Source organism: Leptospira ainazelensis, assembly GCF_016918785.1.
Lineage (GTDB): Bacteria > Spirochaetota > Leptospiria > Leptospirales > Leptospiraceae > Leptospira > Leptospira ainazelensis.
Map to the genome: position 1 here is coordinate 254,519 of NZ_JAFFPT010000025.1, position 14,914 is coordinate 269,432.

Annotated in this window: 13 protein-coding genes; 7 read left to right on the forward strand and 6 right to left on the reverse strand. The window is 42.8% G+C overall.

Translation table 11 applies throughout. The features are described 5' to 3' along the window. Nucleotides 1-48: 48 nt before the first annotated feature. The 4 genes from JWG44_RS07380 (at nt 49) to JWG44_RS07395 (ending at nt 4,309) form a co-directional block, all read left to right on the forward strand. Nucleotides 49-1,041, forward strand: coding sequence for an SPFH domain-containing protein (locus tag JWG44_RS07380; protein WP_205274306.1), 993 nt, complete (start codon nt 49-51; stop codon nt 1,039-1,041). 3 nt (nt 1,042-1,044) lie between these two features. Then, the gene (gene thrC / locus JWG44_RS07385; protein ID WP_205274307.1) at nt 1,045-2,394 is read left to right on the forward strand and encodes a threonine synthase; all 1,350 of its coding nucleotides are present in this window, start codon (nt 1,045-1,047) and stop codon (nt 2,392-2,394) included. A 106-nt stretch (nt 2,395-2,500) separates the two neighbouring features. Further along, nucleotides 2,501-3,232: a hypothetical protein gene (locus tag JWG44_RS07390; protein ID WP_205274308.1), complete on the forward strand. Its 732-nt coding sequence runs from the start codon at nt 2,501-2,503 to the stop codon at nt 3,230-3,232. A 6-nt stretch (nt 3,233-3,238) separates the two neighbouring features. Further along, nucleotides 3,239-4,309, forward strand: coding sequence for an LIC10486 family protein (locus JWG44_RS07395; RefSeq protein WP_205274309.1), 1,071 nt, complete (start codon nt 3,239-3,241; stop codon nt 4,307-4,309). A 211-nt stretch (nt 4,310-4,520) separates the two neighbouring features. On the opposite strand, the gene leuS is transcribed toward JWG44_RS07395, so the two are convergent. Beyond that, complete coding sequence (leuS, locus tag JWG44_RS07400; RefSeq protein ID WP_205274310.1) at nt 4,521-7,112, reverse strand: leucine--tRNA ligase; 2,592 nt, start codon at nt 7,110-7,112, stop codon at nt 4,521-4,523. A gap of 8 nt (nt 7,113-7,120) precedes the next feature. Continuing rightward, nucleotides 7,121-7,288, reverse strand: coding sequence for a hypothetical protein (locus JWG44_RS07405; protein ID WP_205274311.1), 168 nt, complete (start codon nt 7,286-7,288; stop codon nt 7,121-7,123). Nucleotides 7,289-7,588: 300 nt separating this feature from the next. Between JWG44_RS07405 and JWG44_RS07410 the strand changes: the two genes are divergently transcribed. The 3 genes from JWG44_RS07410 to JWG44_RS07420 all read left to right on the forward strand — a co-directional run bounded on the left by JWG44_RS07410 (nt 7,589) and on the right by JWG44_RS07420 (nt 11,555). After that, nucleotides 7,589-8,347, forward strand: coding sequence for an ABC transporter ATP-binding protein (locus JWG44_RS07410; protein WP_205274312.1), 759 nt, complete (start codon nt 7,589-7,591; stop codon nt 8,345-8,347). After that, the gene (locus JWG44_RS07415) at nt 8,344-10,881 is read left to right on the forward strand and encodes an ABC transporter permease (RefSeq protein WP_205274313.1); all 2,538 of its coding nucleotides are present in this window, start codon (nt 8,344-8,346) and stop codon (nt 10,879-10,881) included. Before JWG44_RS07410 ends, JWG44_RS07415 begins: the two co-directional genes overlap by 4 nt. 137 nt (nt 10,882-11,018) lie before the next feature. Continuing rightward, nucleotides 11,019-11,555: a DUF1564 domain-containing protein gene (locus JWG44_RS07420; protein WP_205274376.1), complete on the forward strand. Its 537-nt coding sequence runs from the start codon at nt 11,019-11,021 to the stop codon at nt 11,553-11,555. Between the two features lie 89 nt (nt 11,556-11,644). Here JWG44_RS07420 and JWG44_RS07425 read toward each other — a convergent pair whose 3' ends face one another. From JWG44_RS07425 to dnaJ, 4 genes are all read right to left on the reverse strand, one after another. After that, the gene (locus JWG44_RS07425) at nt 11,645-11,938 is read right to left on the reverse strand and encodes a hypothetical protein (protein WP_205274314.1); all 294 of its coding nucleotides are present in this window, start codon (nt 11,936-11,938) and stop codon (nt 11,645-11,647) included. 70 nt (nt 11,939-12,008) lie between these two features. Beyond that, the gene (locus JWG44_RS07430) at nt 12,009-12,557 is read right to left on the reverse strand and encodes a YqgE/AlgH family protein (protein WP_205274315.1); all 549 of its coding nucleotides are present in this window, start codon (nt 12,555-12,557) and stop codon (nt 12,009-12,011) included. 26 nt (nt 12,558-12,583) lie between these two features. Next, nucleotides 12,584-13,552 carry a Gfo/Idh/MocA family protein gene (locus JWG44_RS07435; protein ID WP_205274316.1) on the reverse strand — a complete coding sequence of 323 codons (969 nt, stop codon included), beginning with the start codon at nt 13,550-13,552 and terminating at the stop codon, nt 12,584-12,586. Nucleotides 13,553-13,673: 121 nt separating this feature from the next. Then, complete coding sequence (dnaJ, locus tag JWG44_RS07440) at nt 13,674-14,798, reverse strand: molecular chaperone DnaJ (RefSeq protein ID WP_205274317.1); 1,125 nt, start codon at nt 14,796-14,798, stop codon at nt 13,674-13,676. Between the last annotated feature and the right edge of the window lie 116 nt (nt 14,799-14,914).

Below are 14,914 nucleotides of genomic sequence, written 5' to 3' on the forward strand. Positions count from 1 at the left end.
CTTCAACAAACGCGAGCAGAAATCTTAAACAATAAAAAGGAATAAATCATGGCATTGATTGATGTAATCAAATACGAAGGACAACCCGGAGAGATCGTTTGGAAGTTTCCAAGAAACGATATCAGTCATTTCGGTCAACTCGTTGTAAACGAAAGTCAGGAAGCGATTTTTTTCAAGGAAGGAAAGGCTCTGGACGTTTTTGGTCCGGGAACTCATACTCTGAAAACGGGAAATATCCCGCTTTTGGAAAAGATCGTCAATCTTCCGTTCGGCGGTCAGACTCCCTTTACGGCGGAGATCGTCTATGTAAACAAATCCGTAATCAACATGACCTGGGGAACTCCGACTCCGATCCAAATCGAAGATCCGAAGTATCATATCACTCTCGGCCTGAGAGCATTCGGAAATTATAATATAAAAGTCATCGATTCCAAATCGTTCGTGAACACCGTTGTGGGAACTCAACAAAGATTCAATCACGACGGGGTCGATAAACTTCTGAAACCGATGGTCGTGACAAGGCTTAGCGATTTTATTTCCGAAGTCGTATTAAAAACGGGAGTTCCGATCACTCAGATTTCACAACATCTCGAAGAGGCTTCCTCAGCGGGGAAAACCAAAACACAACCCGACTTTCAGAAATACGGACTCGAGGTTGTGGACTTTTTTATTCAGTCGATCAATTTTGATCAGAACGATCCCAACTTTCAAAAGATTCAGAAAGTTCTCACCGATAAATTCGAAATCGAAACGATGGGGAATATGTATCAGCAGAAAAGAATGCTGGATATCGGAGAAGCCGCGGCGAACAACCCGGGTGGAGCCGCCGGTGAAGGTATGAGCGCCGGAATGGGTTTGGGAATGGGGATGAATATGGCCGGAATGATGTCCAATATGATGGGACAAAATCAAGCCGGAGCAAAACCCGCCGAAGAGGACGCCGCCGCGAGGATGGCAAAACTGAAGTCTCTTCTCGACGGGGGTCTCATCACTCAGGAAGAATTTGATACCAAAAAAAAGGATATTTTGAATTCTATCTAAAATATGGTCTCCACTCTCACTCGATACAAAGCCGAATTTGAATGTATAAACGACTCCTGCAAAACTCGATACGATCTAAACGAGATCGTATATGAGTGCAGAAAGTGCGGAAGTCTTCTCCAAGTTTCTCACGACTTAGAAGCTTTAAAAACCGTATCGGGTGAAGAATGGAAACAAACCTTTGACTCTCGTTTTCGATCCGTCCAGTTTCCGAATTCTTCCGGAATCTGGAACAAAAGAGAATGGGTTCTTCCCCACATTGAAGACAAAAACATCGTAACTTCCGGGGAAGGACTTTCGCATCTTTTTCATTCCGAACGTTTGACGGCCGATTTAGGTCTTGGGAGTTTTTACGTAAAACAGTGCGGGATCTCGCACACCGGGTCTTTTAAAGATCTCGGGATGACCGTTCTTTTATCTCAGGTAAAACATATGATCGCGAGCGGAGTTCCGATCAAAGCGGTTGCCTGTGCGAGTTCGGGAGACACTTCTGCGGCGCTCGCATCGTATGCGGCAAAAGCAGGAATTCCCGCGATTATCTTTCTTCCCGCCGGAAAAGTTTCGCAAGCTCAGCTCATTCAACCGGTATCTAACGGCGCAAAGGTGATCGCTTTGGATACGGACTTCGACGGATGTATGCGGATTGTGAAAGAAGTGACTCGAGAAGCTGGAATCTATCTTGCAAACTCGATGAATTCTCTTCGAATCGAAGGACAAAAAACGATCTCCGTAGAAATCACACAACAGCTGGAATGGAAGGTTCCGGACTGGATCGTAATTCCGGGTGGAAATCTCGGAAACGTTTCCGCTCTCGGCGCCGGATTCGAGATGATGCTTTCTCTTGGACTTATCGATAAATTACCGAGAATTGTCCTCGCCCAAGCCGAACACGCAAACCCGTTGTATCTTTCGTATTTAAAGAATTTTGAAAGTTTCGAGCCGGTCTCTGCGAAGACAACTCTGGCTTCCGCGATTCAAATCGGAAACCCGGTTTCCATTCAGAAAGCGATCAAAACTCTCAAAAAATTCAACGGGGTTGTGGAACAGGCGAGTGAAGCCGAACTTTCCGACGCTGCGGCAAAAGCGGATCTTTATGGTTTGTACAATGATCCACATACCGGAGTCGCTCTTGCGGCTTTAAACAAACTTTTGAAAAAGGGAACGATCGCAAAGGGTGAGAATGTAGTGGTTATCTCAACGGCTCATGGGCTAAAATTCACCGAATTTAAGCTTAAATTTCACGCGGGCGAAATCCATGGAACGGATTCTAAGATGGTCAATTCCATCCATAGGACCGAGCCCAAAGTCGAGAAAGTGATAGAATTGATCCGAAACCTCCTACATTTGGGATAAAGCCCCCGGGTGGATCGGATCGGTTGTTGGAGATTTTTTAAGACTTTTTTTCCCAAAATTTTTTTTTTCGTCGAAAGTAGGAAGTTTTTCGTCATATCTCTAATCCATGAGGGATTTTGACGATGTATCAGCAGACTTTCAAATGGAAGTGGATTCTGCAATTTCGAAAGAAGTTCCCATTTCTTTAATCACCTATGTGTTAACACCGAAGGGTGAGAAAAAACTCAAATATATCATTCAAGGCATTCTTACCCGTTACGATCGTCTGGATCTGACCGAGCTTCTTTACACTTCTTCCAAGGAATTGATTGTCAACGCGACAAAAGCCGCGATAAAACGGATTCTTTTTAAAGAATCCAAACTCGATATAGAATCCGTTGAAGACTATAAAAGAGGAATGGAATCCTTTCATAATAGCTTAAGTGACAAAAAGTTCCCGTTTTATAGGGAGAAGATGAAAGAACATGATCTTACTATAAAAGTAACATTCTTTTTCAATCAACACCGTATCGTCTTAAAAATTTTGAATAATTTTCAGTTAACCGACCAGGAAGAAAAGAGGGTAAGAGAGAAATTTAGAATCTCTCGTGACTTTGACAATCTTTTTGAGTTCTTTATGAAGTTCGGAGATTCTACGGAAGGCGCCGGGCTCGGAATCACGATGGTTGAAATTTTAGTTGCACAGAGCGGATTTGACAGGCATTTGTTTACGATTTACAGTAGAAAAGGTATTTCTCAGACTGTTGCAAGAGTCGAAATCCCTCTGAGAGAGGATTATATTCCTAGGAGATTGAAGTTCGGCAAAGGCCAGAATTTCGCACCTAGTTTTGTAGAATGAGGATGAATGGAACCGAGTAATCAAGTCAATAAATTACAGGAACAAGCGAATCTGATGAATCTCGCGCTTGAATCTGTCGTAACGGAAGATCAAGCGGTAGAACTGATTCAGGGAAAGATCAGGGACGCTTTTCTTTTAAAAATTAGAATCGATATTGAAAATAGAAGCGGCGCCGTCGTTGCATTGGTCACTAAATATAAGAATGAAGTTATAGAAATTTATTCTCTGTTTTCCAATTCTTCTTTGATTCGTAAGATTCGAAGTTTTGAAGATTCTGCGGCGTTTGCGTTGGATATGGTGGAAGCCGCGAAGTCCGAACCTTTTGATCCCGGTCTTTCCGATAGTATCGGTCGTATCGTTTATTCAAAATTAACCAAGGCCGTATTAGAAACTTCTTATCCGAACTGGGAGAGAAACGACGCGTCGAGTTTAGTCAATATTTTAGAGAATCAAATCAAAACATCATTAAAAGTGAATATAGTTCGAATCCAAGCCGACGTCGAATATATATCCAGCTTGAAGTTCAGAGCTAAGAATGTGTTTACCGGAGTTATTCCGCCTGTAAATCGCCCGGCGGAAGAACCCGCGATCGGTCAAGTTCCCGAGAGTCAGGAAAAAACTCCGGTTCAAAGACAGATCGAACAATTCAAAAGACCTTTCGGTAGAGTGGTTGTTGCGAAGACCGTTCTTTCTCCGGTCGGAGGGATCGACTTTGACGATTTGAGCGAAGGAGACAAGCTCCTCTTTCAATTGCCTATGGGAAGTATGGACGAAAAGGCGATGGCAAAAACCTTAGGCGGCTACGACGACGCGGGAAATCCTAAAAACGTAGTGGGAGAATTTATCGGAATCGCCGCAGGTAAGGGAGAATACCATATCTTTGCAAAAGGACCGTCCGGAGTTTTGTTACAAGCTTTCGAAGAACGTCCCGTTCGGTTGGCTCGAGTGAAAGGAAAGGTCGCCAGTTCGACCCCGACACCTACAAAGGTGGAATCCGGAGGCGGTTCTTTGGGAATGATCATCGTCGCCGGTGTCGTGATTGTTTTGGGTTTATTAGTTTTTTTGATACTGAAGTAAGCCGTTAATACCTTAGAATGCAGGAGATCCTACATTTTAAGGGTCGTTGCTTTTTGTGGTGAAGCGCCGACTTGTTTGTCGGTGCAAATTTGTAAGAACTCCTCGGAACGTTTTTCAAGAAAACCGGGTAAGTTATGATTTTCCTACCGCTTTCCGCTTCGATAATCCCATTTTTTTGAGAACATAGGAGTTCCTACATTTTCAAAAAAGATCAACCGATCACAAGGTTGACGAGTTTACCCGGAACGTAGATTTCTTTGCGGATTGTTTTTCCGTCTAAAATGCCTTTTATCTTTTCGAGATTTTTCGCCAATGCGATCGCATCCGCTTGTGTGACTTCTTTGGGCGCCTTGAACTCGTCTCTGAGTTTTCCGTTTACTTGGACCACGATTAGAATTTCGGATTCCACCAAATACCGACTGTCCGCTTCTGGAAACGTTTCGTGAGAAAGAGATTCTTTTTTGCCGGCCCGTTTCCAGAGTTCTTCCGCGATGTGAGGGGCAAAAGGGGCGACCAAAAGAATAAACGGTTCCAATATCTTTTTCGGTCTTCTTTCCAGAGGAGTGAACTCGTTCACGAAGATCATCAATTGCGAAATCGCGGTATTGAAAGAAAAGTTCGGTATGTCCTCGGAAACTTTTTGAATCGTTTTGTGAAGAATTTTCCATTCTTCCGGAGTGGGTTCTACGTCGTCGAGACGAAAGGATTCTTCCTCTCCGCTGTGAAAGAGTCTCCAGATTCTATTTAAGAATCTAAAAACGCCTTCGACACCGCGTGTGCTCCAAGGTTTGACCATTTCCAAAGGGCCCATAAACATTTCAAAAAGTCGAAGGCTGTCCGCACCGTATTCTTTGATTACGTCGTCGGGATTAACAACGTTTCCGAGAGACTTCGACATCTTGCGTTTATCTTCTCCAAGAATCAATCCTTGGTGAACTAATTTTCCAAACGGCTCCTTTGTGGAGACAACTCCGATATCGTATAAGAATTTATGCCAGAATCTGGAGTAGAGAAGATGAAGCACCGCGTGTTCCGAGCCGCCGACATACATGTCTACGGGCATCCACTTTTTTTCCAACTCCGGATCACAGAAGAATTTACCGTTTTTAGGATCGATGTATCTCAGGTAATACCAACAAGAACCTGCCCACTGAGGCATCGTGTTGGTTTCTCTGGTTCCGACTTCACCGGTCGTAGGATCGGTATAACTCAGCCATTCTTTCGCGAGGGCCAGAGGAGATTCTCCGGTTCCGGAAGGTTTAAATTCGGGTAAATTAGGAAGTACTAATGGAAGCTCGGACTCCGGAATCGCTTTTGTAACGCCGGAAGGATAATGAACCAAAGGAATGGGTTCTCCCCAATATCTTTGTCTTGCAAAAAGCCAGTCTCTGAGTTTGAACTGAATCTTTTTCTTTCCGATTTTTTTGGATTCCGCCCAAGAAATGATCTTGGAAGAAGCGGAAGAATAGTCCATTCCATCGATCGAAATTTCTGCGGAAGAAGAGTTGATACAAACGGAAGTTTTTGAATCAAAAGCGGCGTCTACGGAAACTTCCCCTTCGATCACAGGTATGATCTTGAGATCGAATGCCTTTGCGAATTCAAAGTCTCTTTGATCATGAGCCGGGACCGCCATGATAGCGCCGGTTCCGTATCCGTAGAGAACGTAATCGCTGATCCAAACCGGGATTTCTTTGGAAGGATCGGCAGGGTTGAGCACATAAGCGCCGGTAAAAACTCCGGATTTTTCTTTACTCAACTCGGTTCGATCCAAGTCGCTTTTGAGGGCGGATGCTTTTTGGTATTCTTCTATTTTTTGTTTTTGCTCGGGAGTTGTGATGGAGGAAACAATCGGATGTTCCGGAGCTACGACCATATAAGTCACGCCGAAGATCGTATCGGGTCTTGTGGTAAAAATTCGAATTCCATCCAGATCGCCGATCGGTTTTTTAAAAGGAAATGTGATTTCCAGGCCTTCGCTTTTCCCGATCCAGTTTTTCTGCATTTCGAGCGTTGAGGTAGGCCATTGTACCAGCGTAAGGTCTTCCAAAAGACGATCCGCATAAGCGGTGATTCTCATCATATACTGGCGCATCGGTTTACGAACGACTTCGTATCCCTTTTCCATCCATTCTTCCACTTCTTCGTTGGCAAGAACGGTTCCTAATGCCTCGCACCAGTTTACGGGGATTTCAGCTTGGTAAACGAGTCGGAAGTCCGAAAGAATTTTCTCTTTCTGAGCGGGTGTGGATTGGTTCCATTCTTCCGCGCTGAATCGTTTATAGTCTAAGCCTTCCGATCCTTGTTTGGAGAATCTTTTGATCAGAACGTCGATCGAACTGGCTTTTTTGAGTTCCGGGTCAAACCAAGATTTGTAGAGCTGAAGAAAGATCCACTGTGTGAATTGATAGTAGTCCGGATCCGTGGTGGAAAGTTCACGAGACCAGTCATAAGAAAGACCGATCATTTTGATCTGTCTGCGAAAGTTATCGATATTGTTCTTTGTAGTAGTTGCGGGATGAACCCCGGTCTGCATCGCATAACGCTCCGCAGGGAGTCCAAAAGCATCCCAACCCATGGGATGCAAAACTTCGAAACCCTTCATTCTCTTGAATCGGGAAAGAATGTCGGTGGCTGTATATCCTTCCGGGTGACCTACGTGAAGTCCGGCGCCGGACGGATAAGGAAACATGTCCAAGCAGTAGAATTTTGGTTTAGAAGACCGAATATTTGTCTGAAAGCTATTGTTCTCTTCCCAAAAATTTTGCCAAAATGATTCTACTTCCTGAAACGGATATTGCATTTGGATCCTTACTTTCTTACGGAGTCGATTACCTTGATCAATCTCTGAAATGTTTTACTCAAACATGATTTGCAAAGATCGTATTGGTAGAGTTGAGTGACCTTTGATCTGCATCCTGTGCAAGTCAAGAGATGATTCCCTTTCGCTTCTGTTTGTTTTTCTTCGAGTAACTGCATTTTGCTCCCAGACTTATCCATGCTGATTTGTTTATTTACAGAGTGTCAATAAATCCGGAAAGAAACGTGATCCAACAACATCCCTTCCCGGCTGATCGGAGATTACGTTATAAAAACCGGGTTGTTTAGAGTCAAAAAAAAATAGCGGACACTCATCAGAAATAAGTAGAATTTTTTTTAAAAAAATTGAGATCTTTTGTTTTATGTGGAATGCTTTTTTAAATGCATGTTTCCAATGTATGAAAGCCGATCGATTGGAAATTTATTTCTTTTCAGAGTCAGACAAGGATGGTGTCGCGTTTGCTACAGGTAAAAAATCTCAATAAGTCCTATTCAGTTTCGGGAAAAAAACTCGAAGTATTAAAAGACATCTCTTTTCAGATCGAAGAAGGAGAATTCATCGCAATTATCGGGCCTTCCGGTTCCGGAAAATCCACATTGCTTGCTATTTCAGCAGGTTTGGATCGTCCGGACGACGGAGAAGTGATTTTGGACGGAATTCCACTCTTAGAAAAAGAGGAAGACGAGCTCGCAAAACTCAGGGGAGAAAAAATCGGATTTATTTTTCAAAATTTTCAGCTGATCAAATCGCTCAATGCGTTGGAAAATGTCTCTTTACCTCTTGTTCTAAATTCTAAACTGACAACCGCTCAAATAAGGGATCAAGCCTTTCTGTGGTTGGAAAAAGTTTCCATGAAAGAAAGGGCTTCGAATTTTCCCGGACAACTTTCGGGAGGAGAAGAACAAAGGATCGCGATCGCAAGATCATTTATTCACAATCCGAAAATCTTATTCGCAGACGAACCGACCGCAAACTTAGATAAGAAGAATGGAGAGATTGTGATGCAACTTCTCGCGGAGTTGAATCAAAAAACCTCTTCTACTTTGATCGTTGTCACTCACGATCATTCCGTCGCCGATCTTGCGGATCGTGTATTGGAAATGAGCGATGGAAAAATCATAAGAGAAATTCAAGGCAAGAAGAATCGGTTTCAAAAAAAAGCTTCCGTGAAGTCTGCGAAGTCCGCGAAAAAAAAGGTTTCTAAGAAAAAAAGATGAAACTGAAATTATTAATCCAATCGATCCTTAGGGATTTTCGTTCTAAAAAAAGTTCCGCGTTGCAGATTGTTTTAGCGATAGCAATCGGGACCGGCTCTGTTACTGCGATTCACGCTTATAGAGAAGAATTGAGCCGGTCCATCCTAAAGGAAGCTCGTAACCTAATGGGTTCCGATCTTTTAATTCAAGCGCCTTCTCCGTTCACTTCGGAGCAAAAAGAATTTATGTCCCAAAGTCTTCCAAAGGGATCGGAAACCTCGGAACTCGTGCAGTTTGCTTCTATGCTTCGAAATCCTGAGAATGACGAAACCACACTTTCTCTGATCAAAACGATGAAGGGAAAATTTCCTTATTATGGAGAAATTCTTACCGAACCTCCGGGGGCTTATCGAAAACTCAAGGAAGGGGAGATACTTCTCGAAGAAAGCCTAATCAAGAATCTAAAATTAAAAATTGGTTCTTCCGTTTCTCTCGGTGAAAGAAATTTTATACTGAAGGGAAAGGTTCTCAAAGAACCGGGAATCGCCGGAAGTTTTCTTTCCATGGCTCCGACTTCTATCATTACTTCCTCTTCTCTTGCTTCCACGGGATTGGAACAAAGAGGTTCTAGAATCAGTTATTTGATTCCGATTAAACTAAAAGACCCGAGCGTAGCGAGCAAATACAAAGAACTTCATTTTAAAGAGTATATTCAAAAAGACTTAACTCTTTACGATTCTACGGAAACAAATTCCGGATCTCGAAAATTCTTAACGAATACGTTGGACTTTTTCAGTTTGTTAGGGTTATCTGCCTTCTTTTTGGGTGGAATTTCGATTCTTCTTGCAAGCCGCGCGGGAATCCGAGAAAAATCAGGCGCGCTCGCCGTGTTAAAATGTCTCGGAGCCAGCCCGAGAACCGTAAGTTTTATCGTTTTGGGAGAATTGTTATTTTTCTCATTGATCGGTTCGACTTTAGGGATCGTCTTGGGGAATGTTTTGTTAGGTTGGATTCCCGATCTCGCCGGAGAGGAACTTCTCGGTTTTAAACCGACGATCGGATGGACCTCCTTTCTTTGGGGGCTTTTGATCGGAATTTTGATTCCATTCTTTTCCTCGATCGAGTCACTCATTGAAATCCGAACTCTCAAACCGATCCTCGCATTAAAGGAAGAATTTCAGGAAGAAACAAATCGGATTCCTAAGTTTAGAATCACTCAGATTTTCGGATATGCGGTCCTGTTTTTGTTATTTTTTCTTTTGGCTTGGTGGGAAACGGAAAGCCCTTGGAAGGGATTGATCCTCTGTTCGATTCTTCTTATTCTTCCCTTGATCGTTTTTTTAGCATATTCAGGAATTAGAATATTGGTTTCTAAGATCAAAGAGAAAAGCGATCTGACTCCTTTTTCAAGATTTATCATCGGTAAATTCGACCGTCCGGGAACCACACTTTCGCTTTCCGTCATAGGACTTACAAGTTCGCTTTTTATTCTTCTTTTATCACTGATCGTAAGTGAGAGTCTTTTGGAATATAGCGGTGCGAAAGATAAAGAAAGACGGCCCAACCTTTTTGTAATGGACATTCGTCCCGAACAGAAGGAGCACTTTGAAGAACTTGTGAAAGAATTTGATGCGGAGAAGGTGATCGTTGCGCCAGTCATCGGAGCGAGATTATCTAAGATCAACGGCGAGACCGTGAAAAAGGACGAGACCGAATCTTCCGCATTAAAAAGGGATTGGAGGTCGACAGCGAGAACAAGGGAATATTTTCTTTCGTACAGAAATGATCCCTATCCGACCGAGAAGATTGTGGACGGTGATTTTTGGAGAAAAGGGGAAGAGGATCAGATCTCGGTGGAGAAAGAATTCTCCACTTACCTAAAGGTCAATTTAGGAGACAGTCTGACCTTTTTGATCGGCGGTGTCGAAGTTACGGGTGTTATCCGTAACTTTAGAACCGTGAACTGGGCAGATATGCGCCCAAATTTTGTAGTTCTGTTTTCGAAAGGTATTTTGGAAAAAGCTCCCGGATATTATTTGAGTTCGCTTCGAATCGAATCTGAAGAAAAGAGATACGAGCTTCAGAAGAACTTGGTTTCTAAATATCCGAATCTTACGATTATCGATACGGATAAAGCGGTGCGTGCGTTTTTGGGAATCTTAGAGAAGATATCGTTTACGATTCGATTGATGACCTGGTTGATTTTGGGGGCTTCTCTCTTGTTGATTTTAACCGCGTTGAATTCGAGTCGAAAGGAAAGGATAGAAGAAACCACTTTATTGAGAATTATCGGCGGGACTTCGAGTTTTTTAAAAAAGGTCTTTCTATGGGAAGGAATTCTTCTAGGAACCTTTTCCTTTGCCCTAGCATTGCTTTTGGCATGGGGAGCAAACGAATTGATCAGTCAGAAGGTTTTGGAGATTCAGCCTTCGCATCCTTTCCTAGAATACTTGATCGCTTATGTGTTTACGATTATTGCGACTACTTCGGTCTACTATTTGAACTTAAGGGGAGAATGGAAAAAACCGCCGGTCAGTTTTATGAAAGCTATGTAGTAATTTTGTGATTTTTTCTTCGGACTCATCTTTCGTAAGGATGATGAGAATTCTTCGCTAATTCTTTATTTTTTTCACCTATCGTCTTTTTTTTGAAAAAAGCAGAATGCTTTGAATCGGAAGGGAACCGTATGGGTATGGAGCAAATTTTTCTCAATTCCGATGAAAGTATAGAATCGGCTATGACCGAAAGTCAAGATAGAGTTGTTACGCTACTTGTGCCGGAGACGTATTTTGAAAATCTTTCGAAAGAGGAAAGAAAAGTTTTGGGTAAGAAACTTCCTTATCTTCTGAGGAGATATGGAAAGTTTATGTGCGCTCAACCAAGGTTTAATGAGAAGGGGATTACGGTGCTTTATCAGAAAAATCAAGGAAAGCTGAAGAAATTGAATGTTAGAATGGGGACCGGTTACTGGGCATTGTTAGGAGCATTGGCCTATTCTCACGGTGTTTCTCGTTGTTTCCTTTTTAATTTTTTGTTGTCGTTGGATCATGCCGGAGTCGGAGATTCTATCGTGGAAGTTTTGAATAGAGGAGTTCCTACCTTTCACAACGTTTACAGATATATCTGGCAACTAGAAATCACACAAAACAAAGTGACCCGCCTTCTCGAGTTCGAACCAAACCCGCTTCAGACTTACTTTGATTATAGTTTCCCTTGGTTAAAGACGTAAAAAAGTTTTCTTTATCCTTTTTACGGTGCGTTGGATTTTGGAAATTTTCTAGTAAAGGACAATCGTGTCCTTTACTAGAAACGGTGATTTTATTTTAGATTGGAAGCGAAGAATTCCTTAGTATCTGGGAATTCTGTTTTCGCCGAGCAAACTTTATAGTTGGAAGCGGAAGGACACGATGCGGTTCCACCAACTTTACAACCTTTATCTTGGCATTTTTTTCGGTTATCAAACGTATCGGAGCCGGTATATCTGCAATAGTCTCTGCAAATATCCGTAGATCCGGAGGTGCAAATATAACAACCATCGGCGGAAAGATCTTTCAACAAAAATAAAGAAACAAAAACAACGACGACAAAAACTAAGTTCTGAAACTTTTTCATTAAAATCCCCTATCGGAATCTGATCCTAAAAATTCTGGGATCTCTGTAAAGATTAAAATAAGCGTCAAATTTAATTCAACATCGGATCTTTCGTATGTTCTACGAAATAACGATAGATTCCTCCCTTGCTCCTCAAGGCTTCCTGCCAGGTCGTTTCCGGATCTTGGTTTAGAACAAAATCTTTAGTTGCTTCGTGTACGACCCAAGACTTTCTATTCATCTCCGTTTCCAATTGTCCCGCACCCCAACCCGAATAACCTTGATATACATGAAATTTAGAAGGGGATTCGATTAATTCCAACAAGGTGTCAAAACTTCTTGCGAGAAACAATCCTGGAATCACTTCGATTCCTGGTTGCGAGATGCTGTTATTTTCATGAAGAACAGAAATGAAAGTCGGGTCGACAGGACCGCCCGAATAAATCGGAAGACTCCGGCTGACTTGATCCGGAATTCCTTGAATTACATCGCCGATCGCGGCCTCTTGCTTTTTGTTTAACACCAGACCGAAAGCCCCCTGGCTGTCGTGTTCAATCAGGAGAATAACCGTTTGGTTAAAGTAATCCATCACAATCGAGGAGTTGGAAATTAGAATCTTTCCGTTATAGGTTTCTTCCATTCGTTTTATCCGATATTAGACCATTTTTATTTTTTAGACGTTCCGTGAATTTCGGAAAGAATTTTATACGCGATCTCCAACGTAGCGACATCGGAATCCCGATTCACGATTGGATCGGTTTCTTTTCTGATACAACGTATAAAGTGTTCGTGTTCTTGTTTTAACGGATTGTCTTTGTGAACGAAAATTTTCTCTACGATCGATTCTTGACGATATTTGATTTCTTCTGATAAAAGAAGAATGTCGGATGTAGCCTGTCTGTGAAGTTCGATTTCTTGATCCGTAAAATCCAACATGATATAAACGTCTTTTTGTGTGATGTTCAACGTCCTAATCTTTGCTTGAGTTGCGCGAGACGCAGTAATACTCGCAAGACATCCATTCTCAAACTCTAATAGAACGTTGGCGATATCTTCGTGGTTTGACTGAACTTTTGTTCCCGAAGCTGACAATTTTTTTACCGGAGAATTCACAAGGTTCAAGACGATGTCAATGTCATGAATCATCATGTCGAGAACCACTCCTACGTCTTTGATTCTCGGATTGAAAGGCGCCAACCTTCTGGATTCAATCAATAACGGATCTTTTACTATTTTACCTAATTCTAATACCGCGCCGTTGAATCTTTCTACGTGTCCGACTAATAAAATCAAATTTTTAGAGGCCGCGATTCTTACGAGTTCTTTTGCTTGTTCCGTAGTTTCTGCGATCGGCTTTTCAACTAACACATGTTTGCCGGCTTCAAGGGCTTTTTTTGCGATATCATGATGAAGGAATGTCGGAACTGCGATGATGACTGCGTCAACTTTTGAAATTAAATCTTCGAAGGAAGCGAATGCAGAGGTTTTGTGTTTATCGGCCATCTGTTTGGCCCTTTCTAAATCCGCGTCGTAGATTCCGACGAGGGTAGCGTCCCCTAAGGTTCTTGCTACGTTCACGTGATACTGACCCATGTGTCCTGTTCCGATCACACCGAGTTTTACTCTTTCTGTCATTTTGTTTCCTTTCTTCTAACGCTTGTTTCCGCGTTTTTCGGGGATTCCCGATTTTTCTTTTGATAATAAGAGAACCGCCTGAAGTTTTCTTTGATTCGAATTCTTCAGGTCGAGTTCTCGTTTATTTTGTGAAAATTTTTCCCTTCGAACCGGGGATGTTCTCTCCGGATTCTCTGGCGAATTCTTCTATCAATTCTCTTTGGCGTCTTGTTATCTTTTTTGGAATTTCGATTCTTACGATCACGTGTTGATCGCCTTTTCCATAAGCGCCGAGATAAGGCATCCCGTGCCCTTTTAATCGAAAGACCTGTCCGGATTCTGTTCCTTCCGGAATTTTCATCTTGGCTTTTTTGCCGTCGATCGTTGGAACGTCGATCTCCGCGCCTAAGATGGCCTGAGCAAGTGTAATCTTACGAGTGAGAATGAGATCATTCCCTTGACGTTCGAATAACTCGTGTTTTTTGATATGTGTTACGACGTAAAGATCACCGTGAGGTCCGCCGTTGGGTCCCGCCTCGCCTTCACCGGAAACTTTTAATCTAGATCCGGTCTCGATTCCCGGAGGAATTTTTATATTGATCGTTCTTCTTTTTTCCTGAAGACCTTGTCCATTACAAGACTTGCATGGATTGGAAATCGTGGTTCCTTTTCCTCTACAAGTAGGGCAGGTCGTCGCTACGGAAAAGAATCCTTGTGTTCTTCGGATCTGGCCGGAACCGCCGCAATCGGCGCAAGTGGTCGGAGAACTTCCTTTCGCCGCTCCGGATCCGCTACAATCGGGACAGGATTCCAATCTTGGGATTTCGATTTTGTATTCTCGTCCTAAAGCCGCGTCTTCGAGAGAGACTTCCAAGTTGTAACGTAGATCGGATCCTCTCTGAGGACCGGATCTTCTTCCACTTCCTCCGAAACGTCCACCACCTTGTCCGCCTCCGAAAAAATCTCCAAAGATATCGCCGAAGTCTCCAAAGATATCGGAGAAATCGGTATAAGCTCCTTGCCCGTATCCTGCGGCGCCAGCTCCAACGCCCGCCTTTCCGAACTGATCATAGGCCTGACGTTTTTTGGCATCACGAAGGACTTCGTATGCTTCGGTGGCTTCTTTAAATTTTTCTTCGGATTCCTTATCACCTTTGTTTTTATCGGGGTGATATTTGATCGCTAACTTTCGATACGCTGATTTGATCTCTTCGTCGTTAGCGGTTTTGGAAACGCCAAGAATATCATAGTAACTTCTTTCACTCATTGTTTAATTCCAAGTAAAGCGCGGATTCTGATTGGGTAAGTTTGATTGCGAATTCAACGCCTTCGATGTCTTCAAGAATGCCCGCGTTCGCCATTCGGCGAACGCGGGCTCGATTA

Coding starts and splice junctions, on each gene's coding strand:
- JWG44_RS07380 (WP_205274306.1), top strand. CDS start 49: ATGGCATTGATTGATGTAATCAAATACGAAGGACAACCCGGAGAGATC.
- JWG44_RS07390 (WP_205274308.1), top strand. CDS start 2,501: ATGAGGGATTTTGACGATGTATCAGCAGACTTTCAAATGGAAGTGGAT.
- JWG44_RS07405 (WP_205274311.1), bottom strand. CDS start 7,288: ATGCAGTTACTCGAAGAAAAACAAACAGAAGCGAAAGGGAATCATCTC.
- JWG44_RS07415 (WP_205274313.1), top strand. CDS start 8,344: ATGAAACTGAAATTATTAATCCAATCGATCCTTAGGGATTTTCGTTCT.
- dnaJ (WP_205274317.1), bottom strand. CDS start 14,798: ATGAGTGAAAGAAGTTACTATGATATTCTTGGCGTTTCCAAAACCGCT.
- JWG44_RS07435 (WP_205274316.1), bottom strand. CDS start 13,552: ATGACAGAAAGAGTAAAACTCGGTGTGATCGGAACAGGACACATGGGT.
- leuS (WP_205274310.1), bottom strand. CDS start 7,112: ATGCAATATCCGTTTCAGGAAGTAGAATCATTTTGGCAAAATTTTTGG.
- JWG44_RS07420 (WP_205274376.1), top strand. CDS start 11,019: ATGGAGCAAATTTTTCTCAATTCCGATGAAAGTATAGAATCGGCTATG.
- JWG44_RS07430 (WP_205274315.1), bottom strand. CDS start 12,557: ATGGAAGAAACCTATAACGGAAAGATTCTAATTTCCAACTCCTCGATT.
- JWG44_RS07395 (WP_205274309.1), top strand. CDS start 3,239: ATGGAACCGAGTAATCAAGTCAATAAATTACAGGAACAAGCGAATCTG.
- JWG44_RS07425 (WP_205274314.1), bottom strand. CDS start 11,938: ATGAAAAAGTTTCAGAACTTAGTTTTTGTCGTCGTTGTTTTTGTTTCT.
- thrC (WP_205274307.1), top strand. CDS start 1,045: ATGGTCTCCACTCTCACTCGATACAAAGCCGAATTTGAATGTATAAAC.